Origin of the sequence: Achromobacter sp. Marseille-Q4962, assembly GCF_943737005.1 — a bacterium.
Classification (GTDB): domain Bacteria; phylum Pseudomonadota; class Gammaproteobacteria; order Burkholderiales; family Burkholderiaceae_B; genus Achromobacter.
Genome location: NZ_CALSFU010000025.1, coordinates 18,750 through 30,532, shown reverse-complemented (window position 1 = coordinate 30,532; position 11,783 = coordinate 18,750). Strand labels below are relative to the sequence as shown.

The window sequence follows — 11,783 nt, the reverse complement described above, 5'->3', positions numbered from 1 at the left end:
AAGAACATTGCCGCGCCTGCCGGGCGCGCAACCAGGAGACACAAGCCATGCCCCAAGCCCAGCAACCTCCGGCCGCGCTGAACGACATCGTGGCCATGCCGGCGCACGCGCTGTCGGACGCCATCCGCCAGCGCCGGATATCATGCCGCGAGGTGATGCGGGCCTATCTGGACCATATCGACCGGGTCAACCCCAAGGTGAACGCCATCGTGGCCCGCCGCGACGAGGCCGAGCTGCTGCGCGAGGCCGACGAACGCGACGCGCAGCTCGCGGCCGGCCAGTGGCTGGGCTGGCTGCACGGCATGCCGCAGGCGCCCAAGGATCTGACGGCGGTGCGGGGCATGGTGACCTCCATGGGATCGCTCGTGTTCAAGGACCAGGTGCCGGCGCGCGACTCCATCATCGTGGAGCGCATGCGCCGCGCCGGGGCGATTTTCATCGGGCGCACCAACGTGCCGGAGTTCGGCCTGGGTTCGCACACCTACAACCGCGTGTACGGCACCACCCGCAATCCCTACGACCTGTCGCGCTCGGCCGGGGGCAGCAGCGGCGGGGCGGCCGCCGCGCTCGCCGCCCGCATGCTGCCCGTGGCGGACGGCAGCGACTTCGGCGGCTCGCTGCGCAACCCCGCGGGGTTTTGCAATGTGTATGGTTTCCGCCCCTCGGCCGGCCGGGTGCCCTCGGGGCCGGGCGGCGAGGTGTTCCTGAAGCAGCTTTCCTACGAGGGCCCCATGGGGCGGACCCCGCGCGACGTGGCGCTGCTGCTGTCCGTGCTGGCGGGGCACGATCCGCGCGCGCCCTTGTCGCTGTCGGAAGACCCGTCCGTGTTCCGCGAGCCGCTGGACGCCGATATGCGGGGCAGGCGCGTCGGCTGGCTGGGCGACTGGAACGGCTATCTGCCGATGGAGGACGGCATTCTGGATCTGTGCCGCGACGCGCTGGCCGGCCTGCAGGCCGCCGGCTGCGAGGTGGCGCCGCTGACCGTGCCCTTCGAGGGCGAACGCCTCTGGCGCATCTGGCTCGCGCACCGGCATCTGATGGTGGGCGGCCAGTACCGCGCGCTGTGCGACGACCCGGCCAGGCGCGAACGGGTCAAGCCCGCGCTGATCTGGGAAGTGGAGGGGCTGTCGGGCATGACGGCGCTGGACGTCTACCGCGCCGCGGAAGAGCGCAGCGCCTGGTACGAAGCCGTACTGGCGATGTTCCGCGAAGTGGACTACCTGGCCGTGCCCACGGCGCAGGTGTTCCCCTTCGACGCCGATCTGGACTGGCCCAGGGAAATCGCGGGCCGGCCCATGGATACTTACCACCGCTGGATGGAGGTGGTCACGCCCTGGACCCTGGCCGGATGTCCGGTGATCAGCGTGCCGGCCGGTTTCAACCCGGCCGGGCTGCCCATGGGCATGCAACTCATCGGGCCGCCGCGCGGCGACCTGGCCGTGCTGCGGCTGGCGCATGCCTACGAACGCCAGCGCGACTGGGTGGCGCGGCGTCCGCCGCAGGCGCTCTGGCTGGCGTAGCGCGCCGGCGCCCGCCGCCTACCAGTGCAGCTTGGTGGAGGATTTCACTTCGTGCATGGACAGGGTGGACAGCAATTCTTTCACGCCGGGCAGGGGGCGCAGCCGGTTGCGCACGAATTCCGCGTAGGCATCGAAATCGCGCGCCACGACGTGCAGCAGATAATCGTGCTCGCCCGTGGTGTTGTGGCAGGCCAGCACTTCGGGCAGGGCCTGCACGCCGGCCTCGAACGCGGCGCAGATTTTTTCGGAATGGCTTTCGAGGGAAATGCTGACGAACGCGACCACTCCCATGCCCAGCGCGCGCCGGTCCAGAATGGCCTGGTAGCCCCGGATGATGCCGGACCCTTCAAGGCGCTTGAGCCGCTTCCAGCAGGGCGACGCCGACAGCGATACGCGTTCGGCGAGTTCCGCATTACTGAGCCGCCCATCATCTTGAAGGATTTTCATGATTTTCCAATCGATCGCGTCAAGTTGATGTAACCGGGCAGTATCTTTCATGCTTTTTTTCTGCGGGGAAATAATGTTTCCTATTATCTCCGCACCGCAGTTGATTTGGAAAGGTATTTGCGCGGCAGCCACGGCACACTTGCAGGGGTTCGCAACACTGTGTCTGGCGTTGCGGCGCTATTGTTTTCAAACAGCGCCCCGCGTGCGCCGGGACGGTCGCGCCAATATTACCGGAGGCAATGCCATGAGTTATTCGAGTTATCACAAGAAAGACATTTTCGGCCGTCCGCTGCACGCGGAAACGCAAATGATGTCTTATGGGTTCGACCCTTTTCTGTCCGAGGGCGCGATCAAGCCGCCGGTTTTCCTGACGTCGACGTTCGCATTCCGTTCCGCCGAAGACGGGGCGGAATTCTTCGATCTGGTTTCCGGACGGAAACCCCTGCCGCAGGACGAGGCGGCCGGGCTGGTCTATAGCCGCTTCAATCATCCGAACCTGGAAATCGTGGAAGACCGGCTGGCGCTGCTGGACGGCTCGGAAGCGGCCGCGGTAACGTCCAGCGGCATGTCGGCCATCAGTTCGGTGCTGCTGGCTTTCCTGAAGCCGGGCGATCAGCTGGTGCAGTCGGTGCCGCTGTACGGCGGCACCGAGACACTGATTTCCAAGATATTTCCGCAGTGGGGCGTGGGCTCGCACGCCATTGGCGACGGCCTGTCGGCGCAGTCCATGCGCGAGGCGCTGGAGGCCGCGGCTGCGCAGGGGCCGGTCAAGCTTTTCTATGTGGAAACGCCGGCCAATCCCACCAACGCGCTCGTCGATTTCGCGGCCATGCGGGCCGAGCTGGACGCATTCGAGTCGCGGCACGGCTACCGTCCCACCGCGGTGTGCGACAACACGCTGCTGGGGCCGATTTTCCAGAAGCCCGCCGCGCATGGCGCCGACCTCTGCGTGTATTCGCTCACCAAGTACGTCGGCGGCCATAGCGACCTGGTGGCCGGGGCGGTCACGGGCAGCGCTGCGCGGGTCAGGCAGGTGAAGGCGATACGCAGCGCTTTCGGTTCGCAGCTGGATCCGCATTCCTGCTGGATGATCACGCGCTCCATGGAAACCGTGGTGCTGCGCATGAAGCAGGCGGCGCGCACCGCCAGCAAGGTGGCGCAATGGCTGGCGGGCAACCCGCACGAGCCCGTGCGCCTCTACCATCCGGAGCACGCGTCCGACGCCGCCTATCGCGAGGTGTACAAGCGCCAGTGCGCCGGGCCGGGCTCCACCTTCGCCTTCGAGCTGGAAGGGGGCAGGGCGCGGGCGTTCCGCTTCATCAATGCGCTGCGGCTGTTCAAGTCCGCGGTGAGCCTGGGCGGCACCGAATCGCTGATCTGTCATCCCGCGTCCACCACGCATTCGGGCGTGCCGGCCGCCGAACGCGAGGCGGCCGGCGTGTCCGAAGGGCTGGTGCGCGTGTCCATCGGGCTGGAGCACGAGGAAGACCTGATCGCGGACATGGAGCACGCGCTGGCGGCCGGTTAGCAGGGCGCAGCCCATCCGGCGCGGGCCGCGAGCGCCGGGCCGCCGCTCAGGCGCGGCGGCCGTTCAGCATTACCAGCGCCGCGCCGCCCAGCAGCAGGAGGGCGGCCGCGGCCATGACGGCCGCGAAACCCGTATCGAACGCCGCGCGGGCCGTGGCGGCCAGCGCTTCGCCCGCGCCGCCCGCCAGATGGCGGGCCGCCTCCAGCGCGGCGTCCAGGCTGTCGCGCGCGGCGGGCGGCACAGGCACCGCCGGCGGCGCGTCCAGCGCGCGCGCATACACCGCCGACAGCAGCGAGCCCAGCAGCGTGACGCCGAGGGCACCGCCCAGTTCGTACGACACTTCCTCGATCGACGCCGCCATGCCCGCGCGTTCCGGCGGCGCGCTCTGCATGATGGTGGCCGAGGCCGAAGTCATGGCCGCGCCGAGCCCCGCGCCCAGCACGGCCAGGCATGTCACCTGGACGTGGGCCGCCATGTCTTGGGCCAGCAGGTAGCCCAGCATGCCCAGCGCCGACATGACGAGCGAACCCGCCAGCAGGCTGCGCGAGCCCAGGCGGGGCAGCAGCAGCCCCGCCAGCGGCCCCGAGGCGAAGGCGGCCAGCGGCAGGGGCAGGATCCAGAGCGCCGCCTCGAACGGGCTCAGTCCCAGCACGAGCTGCAGGCGCTGGCTGAACGCCAGCTCCATGCCCAGCAGCGCCGCCGCCGCGAACAGCGCGGCCGCCGCGGCGGAGGCGAATTCGCCGTTGCGGAAGATCGCGAAATCCACCATGGGGTCGGGTTGCCGGCGCTGGCGGCGGGCGAAGCGCGCCAGCGTCCAGGCGCCGGCCAGCGCGGCGCAGGCAGCCAGCGCATAAGACGGCGCGGGCCGGCCCAGCTCCTTCAGCCCGTATGCGCAGAGAATCATGCCCGCCATGGCCTGCAGCGATCCGGGCAGGTCCCAGGGGCGCGACGCGTTGCACGCGCCGCGCGGCACGAAACGCGCCGTCAGCGGCAGCGCCGCCAGCACGATGGGCACGTTGATGAGGAACACCGAGCCCCACCAGAAGTGCTCCAGCAACAGGCCGCCCAGCACGGGGCCCAGCGCCGCGCCGCCCGAGGCGACCGAGGCCCAGATGCCGATGGCCACCGCGCGCTCGCGGTCGTCGGTGAACGTCAGCTGCAGGATGGACAGCGTGGCCGGCATCATCATGGCCGCGCCCACTCCCAGCGCCGCGCGGGCGGCGATCAGCAAGGCCGGCCCGGGCGCATAGGCCGCCGCCAGCGAGGCCAGCCCGAACACGCCCATGCCCAGCATGAAGAGCCGCTTGTGGCCGGCGCGATCGCCCAGGGCGCCCATGCCCAGCAGCAGGCCCGACACCGCCAGCCCGTAGCTGTTCACGATCCACAGCTGCTCGGACGCGCTGGCGCCCAGCGCCTGCGTCAGGCGGGGCAGCGCCGTGTACAGCACGGTCATGTCCATCACGATCAGGAGCAGCGCCACCGACACGATCGCCAGCACGAGCCAGCGCGCGCAAGGGCGCCGGGAACACACCACAGACACTTCGATCTCCGGGAAAAGGCTGCCGCGGCGAGTCCGCGGGCAGTCGGGAAGGCGGGATTATCAATCTGAATATGCGTCTTTAAAAGTTAATATCCATCTGTTTAGTAGATGGATTTCGGCCCGGCGGCGGGCCCGACCAGGAGACACCCATGCAATGGACGCTGGAGCAGCTCCGCCAATTCGCCCTGGCCGCGGAACTCGGCTCTTTCTCGGCGGCCGCGCGGCGCCTCGGCAAGGCACAGTCCGCCGTGAGCACCGCGGTTGCGCTGTTGGAGGCCGACCTGGGCATCGCGCTGTTCGACCGGGCCGGCCGCAATGCCGCGCTGACCCCGGAAGGGGAGGTCATGCTGCGCGAGGCCCGCGAGCTGCTGCGCCAGGCCGACGCCTTCGATCGGCGCGCGCTGGCCTTCTCCGCCGGCCAGCAGGCCCGCCTCGTTATCGCGCTGGACGAGGCGCTGCCGTACCTGGTCATCGGCAAGCTGCTCGTCGATACCGCCCGGCGCTATCCGGCGCTGGAACTCACCCAGCTCAACGGCACGGCCGCCGAGGTCGCGGATTTCGTGCGCGACGGCCGCGCGCAGGCAGGCTTTCATTTCGATCATGGCGATCCCGGTCCGGACTACGCCCACAGCTATCTCGGCAGCGTGGCGCAGGGCGTCTACGCCGGCCGCCGCCATCCGCTGGCCCGGCAGCGCGGCGTTTCCCGGCATGACCTCGCCCGCCATCGCCAACTGGTCATGCAGATGCAGGGCGCTGCCTATCCCGAGCTCAGCCCCAGCGTCTGGCGTTCCGACAGCATCTATGGCATTGCCGCCATGGCGGCCGACGGCCTGGGCTGGGCCATCTTGCCAGTCAACATCGCGGAGTACGAGAGCTTCCGGGTGCAGCTGCGGCAACTGGACTGCGAGGGGCTGGCGCCAGCGGCGCTGGGGGTGAGGATGATCTGGAAGCCCGGCGCCGGGCCGGGCGAAGCGGAGCGGTGGATGCGGGCGCGCATGGAGCGCCTGCTGGCCGGGAAATGACGCGGTCCGCCCGGATCGAGGCGGTTTCGGGGGCGCGCGGCGGGAGTTGTCCCGCGGGCGCGTCTGTTTTAATTTTTCAGGGTCGACGATGTGATTTCCGGAGGCCCTCATGCAGATCTACGAGATCATTTCGGACCATCAGGCGGGCATGCGGCTGCCGCTGTACGCGGTGACGCTGGCCGCTCCGGCATACGCGGGCGCGCCGGTGCTGCTCATCATGCACTGGCACGCGTTCCGGCGCGAAACGCCGCTGCGGCTGTCCGGCGCGACGCCGCCATCGCGGGCCGTGCCGGGCTCGGCGGTGGAGCTACCCGTGCCCTGGCGCGGCATCGAGGATCTGGACCGCGTGCTGCTGGACGCCGCCTGGCGCCTGGGGGCGTGGGACCTGGAGAGGTCGGGCCACGGCCCGTGGTGGCGCCTGGGGGCCGGCGAAGGCGAGGCCCTGGCCGGCCGCAGGGCGTTCGGCGATTATCCCGACGCCACGGCCGATGCGCCGGCGCCCGTGCTGGATGCGCCGAGCCAGGCCGACCTGCTGCAATTGTCGGCGCGCCGGGGATACGTGCGCTGGCTGTTCCGGCCGCGCTCGGGCGGGATCTGGGACGAGCTGCCGGCGGACGACGCCACGCTGGCCGACGGCGGCGGCCGGCAGGCGCCATGTCCGGTGGCGCCCCATGCCTATGACGCCGGCAAGCCCGGACGCTGGGTCTACCGGCTCGGCCGCGGTGACGGTTTCTGCCTTCCCTGAGCGGCATCGGGCGCTGATACACACTGTTTCAATTTTGACGCTTGAAGCTTCAAGAACAGCTCCTATTTCGCTTTTCGCCGTGACTCAATGTTCCGGCGCCCCGCCGGCCTTCCGGACGGCCCGCGGGAGATTCCCTTTTTGGTGATCTGAAATCGCTTAGGAGATTGAACATGAAGATTCGTCCCCTCTACGACCGGGTTATCGTCAAGCGAATCGAGAAAGAGCGCACGACGGCCTCGGGCATAGTCATCCCCGACTCGGCCGCCGAGAAGCCCGAGCAGGGCGAAGTCCTTGCCGTAGGCAGCGGCAAGGTGCTGCAGGACGGCAGCGTGCGCGAACTCCAGCTCAAGGTCGGCGACCACGTGCTCTTCGGCAAGTATGCCGGGCAGACCGTCAAGGTCGACGGCGAGGAACTGCTGGTGATGCGCGAGGAAGACGTGCTCGGCGTCATCGAAGCCCAGGCCGATACGCTCAAGAAGGCGGCCTGATTTCCCGAACCAGACTGTGCACAGAACCGGAGTACTCCCATGAGCGCGAAAGACGTTAAGTTTCATGACAACGCCCGCAGCCGCGTGGTCAAGGGCGTGAACATTCTGGCCGACGCCGTGAAAGTGACCCTGGGCCCGAAAGGACGCAACGTGCTGCTCGAGCGCAGCTTCGGCGCGCCCACGATCACCAAGGACGGGGTGTCGGTGGCCAAGGAAATCGAGCTGAAGGACAAATTCGAGAACATGGGCGCCCAGGTGGTGAAGCAGGTGGCGTCCAAGACGGCGGACGTGGCCGGCGACGGCACCACGACCGCCACCGTGCTGGCCCAGGCCATCGTCCAGGAAGGCATGAAGTACGTGGCTTCCGGCATGAACCCCATGGACCTGAAGCGCGGCATCGACCAGGCGGTGTCGGCGGTGGTCGAATCGCTGCGCAAGCTGTCCAAACCCATCTCCACCAACAAGGAAATCTCGCAGGTGGCGGCGCTGTCGGCCAACTCCGACGAAGACGTCGGCAAGATCATCGCCCAGGCCATGGAAAAAGTGGGCAACGAGGGCGTGATCACGGTCGAGGACGGCAAGTCGCTGGACAACGAGCTCGAGGTGGTCGAGGGCATGCAGTTCGACCGCGGCTATCTCAGCCCGTACTTCATCAACGAACCCGAGAAGCAGCTGGTTTCGCTCGAAGACCCGCTGGTGCTGCTGCACGACAAGAAAATCTCCAACATCCGCGACCTGCTGCCCGTGCTGGAGGCGGCCGCCAAGGCCGGCAAGCCGCTGCTGATCGTGGCCGAGGACGTGGAAGGCGAGGCGCTGGCGACGCTGGTGGTCAACGCCATGCGCGGCGTGCTGAAGGTGGCCGCCGTCAAGGCCCCGGGCTTCGGCGACCGCCGCAAGGCCATGCTGGAAGACATTGCCGTGCTCACGGGCGCGACCGTCATTTCCGAAGAAACCGGCCTGCAGCTCGAGAAGGCCACGCTGGCCGAGCTGGGCAGCGCCAAGCGCGTCGAGGTCCGCAAAGAGAACACGATCATCGTGGGCGGCGCCGGCGACCAGGCCCGCATCGATGCCCGCGTGAAGTCCATCCAGGCGCAGATCGAGGAAGCCACCAGCGACTATGACCGCGAGAAACTGCAGGAGCGCGTGGCCAAGCTGGCTGGCGGCGTGGCGGTGATCAAGGTCGGCGCGGCCACCGAAGTCGAGATGAAAGAGAAGAAGGACCGCGTGGACGATGCGCTGCATGCGACCCGCGCCGCCGTGGAAGAGGGCGTCGTGCCCGGCGGAGGCGTGGCGCTGCTGCGCGCCCGCGCCGCGCTCGGCAAGCTCAAGGGCGCCAACGCCGACCAGGACGCCGGCATCCGCATCGTGCTGCGCGCGCTGGAAGCTCCGCTGCGCGCCATCGTGGCCAACGCGGGCGAAGAGCCCTCGGTGGTCGTGGCCAAGGTGCTCGAAGGGCAAGGCAATCACGGCTACAACGCCGCCACCGGCGAGTACGGCGACCTCGTGGAAATGGGCGTGGTCGACCCGACCAAGGTGACGCGCACCGCGCTGCAGAATGCGGCGTCGATTGCCGGTCTCATCCTCACCACCGACGCCACGGTGGCCGAGCTGCCCAAGGAAGACAAGGCCGCCGCGCCCGCGACGTCCGACATGGACTACTGATTCCCTGGCGGCCGTCCGGCCGCCAGGGATTAGGGCCGAACTCGCTGTTCGGTTGCGCCTCCTTGCGAGGCGCTTTTTTTATCGCCGGGCCCCCAAGCCATCGACGCGTTCGACGAGGTTGCCGGTCATGGCGTCGTCGAGGCCGGCGCCGTTCCATCGCATTTTGAGGGAGGGCCGCAGGGTGGAGTACTTCATGCGCTCGTTGAATTGGTTGTGGCAGCGGGACGTTCCCGACACATGGCCGGCGTGGCGCGGGAATCCGCGGGCGTCTTGCAGCCGGCCGGCCGCGAGGACCGACAAGATGAGAAAAGCCTTCGGTCGTCGGGAATGAGCCAGATCCCAAGCTGCAAGGCGATAATTCGGCTCTGGCGCGGCCAGGCGCATCCGGGGAGGCCGGCCGCCTCGCCCGCGGCGCGAAAGGGCCGTCTCCGTCTAAGATCGTTCTGAACCTCGAGAATCCTTTCAGCGGGCGCCGCGCGCCCGGCACCTCATTTCCATGGAATTCATACGCCGCCGCATCGAACGGCAGGTTTTCGGCCTGACCGGCCTGTCCCTCGGGCAGCTCGACCTGGAGAGCCCCAAAGGCGACCCGGGGCTGTTCGGCCCGCAGTCGGTGTCGTGGCGGGTGCATGCGGACTTCACCAGCATGCTGGTGGGCGGCATCTGCGCGCTCATGCTGCAGACCCTGCATCCGCTGGCGCTGGCCGGGGTGTGGGACCACTCTAATTTCCGCCAGGACATGCTGGGCCGGCTGCGCCGCACCGGGCAGTTCATTGCGGGCACGACCTTCGGCAGCCATCGCGACGCGGACTGGCTGATCGAGAAGGTGAAGACCATCCACCTGCAGGTCGCCGGCACGGCCGAGGACGGCCGGCCCTACGCGGCCAGCGACGCCGATCTGCTGACCTGGGTGCATGTCGCCGAGGTCAGCAGTTTTCTCGCGGCGCATCTGCGCTACCGCAACCCGGCGCTGTCCGCCCGCGACCAGGACCGCTATTACGACGAGATCGCCCTGATCGCCGAGCGCCTGGGCGCGCGCGGCGTGCCCCGCTCGCGCGCCGAGGTGCAACGCTATCTGGCCGGGATGCGGCCGCAATTGCGGGCCGGGGCGCGCAGCCGCGAAGTGGTGCGGCTGCTGTTGGAGGCGCCGGCCTCGCAGCCGCCGCTGGCGCGGCCGGCGGGCCGCCTGATGATGCAAGCCGGCATCGACCTGCTGCCGGGCTGGGCCGCCGCCGAACTGGGACTGCGGATGCCGGACGCGCAGCGGCGCGCCGTGCGCGCGGGCGTGCGGGCGACGGCGCGGTTGTTGCGCTGGGCGGTGCGGGACGGCTCCGCCCAGCGCGCGCGGCGGCGCATGGGGCTGGCCTGAGCGGGCCCGCCGGCCGGGGCCGCGGCCCGGCGCGACGGCCGCCGGGGCAGGGAGTCCCCGCATGCGCCGGCGAGCCGCCTGTGGCGGCAATCGCTGCAATGTGTCCGCGGCCGGGAGCCCTCCATGTCCTTCCAGGCGCGCTATTGCAGGGTTCTGGACCGGCAGTTGAACCGCCACGCGGTGTGGGAGCCTGGCATTGCCCTGCGGCTGGGCGATGACGGCGCCTTGCATGAGGGGGCGTTCCTGCGGCTCGGGCGCGTCGGAGATTTTCTGGGGAAGCACGGCATGGCGGTCGCGCAGGGCCGGCCCGCGCGGTCCGCCTTCACCTCAGTCGGGGCCACGACTGCCCTGCTGCACGGCGGCGCGGCAGCCGGCCCGGCGGACGCGGGCGCGATCATGAAACGCCCGCAGGCGCGGGTCAGGCAATGGGCGAGCAGCGCGTCGCTGCCCTGGGCCTGGTTGAGCGGACCGTACACGGGGTCGCCGGTGCGCTCGTAGGAACCGAAAATCGCGCCCATCCTGGATACCACCTCGTCGTCCGCGGCGATCCCGCCGACGTCCGGCAGGGAGGCCGGAAGCGAATACCCCGGCAGGCCGGGTTGCGCCGGACGGCGTCCTCCACCCAGCGGGAGGCTGCGTCGAGCGGGTGGTCGGTGGGGTGGCGGGGATCGGCCAGCGCCGCCTCGTGGCTGTGTTCGATGGCCTCGATCAAGCGGTGGTCGCCGCGGGCGCGCGCGCCCGCGATCATCCTGTGCTTGTGCGCTTCGTCGATTTCCCGCCAGTCGGGCGGCACGGCATGGGGTTCCAGGCCGTGCCGGGCGAGCAGGGCCAGGTATTGCGGCCTGAGGCGGTGGTCCATGGGCGGCCCCGCGATGTCCGTGCGCCCGTCCGCCAACGGCGGCGCCCGGGCGCATCAGCTCTTGCGATACACCAGCACCGGCACCTTGGAGTGGGTCAGCACTTTCTGCGTCTGGCTGCCCAGGACGATGGCGCTCATGCCGCGGCGGCCGTGCGAGGCCATGGCGATGAGGTCGCACTGGCGGCTGACGGCGGTGTCGATGATGGCCTGGAAGGGATCTTCGTGGGTGACGCGCAGGGTTTCGCAGGGCACGCCGAGCGATTGGGCCTGTTCGGCGGCTTCGCCGAGAATGCGGTCGGCCTGGACGCGCATGGCTTCCTGGTACTCGGTCAGGCTCTTGGCGATCTGGGTGGCGCCCAGCGCGAAGACGTGGAAGGGCTCTTCCACGGTGAGGAGCGTGACCCGCGCGCCCAGCGACTTGGCCAGTTGCAGGCTTTGCCGGACCGCGTCGGTGGAAAGGGGGGATCCGTCGGTGGGGATGAGGATGTGCTGATACATGGCGTTGTCTCCGTTTTGAGGGGCACATCGATTGACAGTCGGCGCCCGGCATGCGGGCGCGTCTCCGCGAGCCGGAGACTTTCTTACTGTAGCCGGGAAGCTCGC

General features: G+C 69.3%; 12 protein-coding genes. 8 read left to right on the top strand and 4 right to left on the bottom strand.

The window, feature by feature from the left end:
• Positions 1–47: 47 nt before the first annotated feature.
• On the top strand, positions 48–1,520 hold the full coding sequence (locus tag NGJ44_RS19285; RefSeq protein ID WP_053246731.1) for an amidase: 1,473 nt from the start codon (positions 48–50) through the stop codon (positions 1,518–1,520).
• An 18-nt stretch (positions 1,521–1,538) separates the two neighbouring features.
• On the opposite strand, the gene NGJ44_RS19280 is transcribed toward NGJ44_RS19285, so the two are convergent.
• Entirely contained in the window at positions 1,539–2,018 is a 480-nt protein-coding gene (locus NGJ44_RS19280; protein WP_082308554.1) for an Lrp/AsnC family transcriptional regulator, read from the bottom strand.
• A 193-nt stretch (positions 2,019–2,211) separates the two neighbouring features.
• Here NGJ44_RS19280 and NGJ44_RS19275 point away from each other — a divergent pair, with 193 nt between their 5' ends.
• Complete coding sequence (locus NGJ44_RS19275; protein ID WP_053246732.1) at positions 2,212–3,495, top strand: cystathionine gamma-synthase family protein; 1,284 nt, start codon at positions 2,212–2,214, stop codon at positions 3,493–3,495.
• A gap of 46 nt (positions 3,496–3,541) precedes the next feature.
• Here NGJ44_RS19275 and NGJ44_RS19270 read toward each other — a convergent pair whose 3' ends face one another.
• Complete coding sequence (locus tag NGJ44_RS19270; RefSeq protein WP_251865192.1) at positions 3,542–5,035, bottom strand: MFS transporter; 1,494 nt, start codon at positions 5,033–5,035, stop codon at positions 3,542–3,544.
• 149 nt (positions 5,036–5,184) lie between these two features.
• Between NGJ44_RS19270 and NGJ44_RS19265 the strand changes: the two genes are divergently transcribed.
• From NGJ44_RS19265 to groL, 4 genes are all read left to right on the top strand, one after another.
• A complete protein-coding gene (locus tag NGJ44_RS19265; RefSeq protein ID WP_251865190.1) occupies positions 5,185–6,057 on the top strand; it encodes a LysR family transcriptional regulator in 873 nt (290 codons plus the stop codon).
• Between the two features lie 109 nt (positions 6,058–6,166).
• A complete protein-coding gene (locus tag NGJ44_RS19260; RefSeq protein WP_251865188.1) occupies positions 6,167–6,802 on the top strand; it encodes a diguanylate cyclase in 636 nt (211 codons plus the stop codon).
• Between the two features lie 170 nt (positions 6,803–6,972).
• Positions 6,973–7,290, top strand: a complete 318-nt coding sequence (locus NGJ44_RS19255) for a co-chaperone GroES (protein ID WP_251865187.1) — start codon at positions 6,973–6,975, stop codon at positions 7,288–7,290.
• Positions 7,291–7,329: 39 nt separating this feature from the next.
• Complete coding sequence (gene groL / locus NGJ44_RS19250) at positions 7,330–8,952, top strand: chaperonin GroEL (protein WP_251865185.1); 1,623 nt, start codon at positions 7,330–7,332, stop codon at positions 8,950–8,952.
• Positions 8,953–9,030: 78 nt separating this feature from the next.
• Here the strand turns inward: groL and NGJ44_RS19245 are convergent, their stop codons facing one another.
• Entirely contained in the window at positions 9,031–9,252 is a 222-nt protein-coding gene (locus tag NGJ44_RS19245; protein WP_251865183.1) for a hypothetical protein, read from the bottom strand.
• Positions 9,253–9,448: 196 nt separating this feature from the next.
• Here NGJ44_RS19245 and NGJ44_RS19240 point away from each other — a divergent pair, with 196 nt between their 5' ends.
• Together NGJ44_RS19240 and NGJ44_RS19235 are read left to right on the top strand one after the other, a co-directional pair.
• Positions 9,449–10,321 carry an oxygenase MpaB family protein gene (locus NGJ44_RS19240; protein WP_251865181.1) on the top strand — a complete coding sequence of 291 codons (873 nt, stop codon included), beginning with the start codon at positions 9,449–9,451 and terminating at the stop codon, positions 10,319–10,321.
• Positions 10,322–10,444: 123 nt separating this feature from the next.
• Positions 10,445–10,819, top strand: coding sequence for a hypothetical protein (locus NGJ44_RS19235; RefSeq protein WP_251865179.1), 375 nt, complete (start codon positions 10,445–10,447; stop codon positions 10,817–10,819).
• Positions 10,820–11,234: 415 nt separating this feature from the next.
• Here NGJ44_RS19235 and NGJ44_RS19230 read toward each other — a convergent pair whose 3' ends face one another.
• Positions 11,235–11,678: a universal stress protein gene (locus tag NGJ44_RS19230; RefSeq protein WP_053246656.1), complete on the bottom strand. Its 444-nt coding sequence runs from the start codon at positions 11,676–11,678 to the stop codon at positions 11,235–11,237.
• Positions 11,679–11,783 lie beyond the last annotated feature (105 nt).

Coding starts and splice junctions, on each gene's coding strand:
- NGJ44_RS19235 (WP_251865179.1), top strand. CDS start 10,445: ATGTCCTTCCAGGCGCGCTATTGCAGGGTTCTGGACCGGCAGTTGAAC.
- NGJ44_RS19265 (WP_251865190.1), top strand. CDS start 5,185: ATGCAATGGACGCTGGAGCAGCTCCGCCAATTCGCCCTGGCCGCGGAA.
- NGJ44_RS19240 (WP_251865181.1), top strand. CDS start 9,449: ATGGAATTCATACGCCGCCGCATCGAACGGCAGGTTTTCGGCCTGACC.
- NGJ44_RS19275 (WP_053246732.1), top strand. CDS start 2,212: ATGAGTTATTCGAGTTATCACAAGAAAGACATTTTCGGCCGTCCGCTG.
- groL (WP_251865185.1), top strand. CDS start 7,330: ATGAGCGCGAAAGACGTTAAGTTTCATGACAACGCCCGCAGCCGCGTG.
- NGJ44_RS19285 (WP_053246731.1), top strand. CDS start 48: ATGCCCCAAGCCCAGCAACCTCCGGCCGCGCTGAACGACATCGTGGCC.
- NGJ44_RS19260 (WP_251865188.1), top strand. CDS start 6,167: ATGCAGATCTACGAGATCATTTCGGACCATCAGGCGGGCATGCGGCTG.
- NGJ44_RS19280 (WP_082308554.1), bottom strand. CDS start 2,018: ATGAAAGATACTGCCCGGTTACATCAACTTGACGCGATCGATTGGAAA.
- NGJ44_RS19255 (WP_251865187.1), top strand. CDS start 6,973: ATGAAGATTCGTCCCCTCTACGACCGGGTTATCGTCAAGCGAATCGAG.
- NGJ44_RS19230 (WP_053246656.1), bottom strand. CDS start 11,678: ATGTATCAGCACATCCTCATCCCCACCGACGGATCCCCCCTTTCCACC.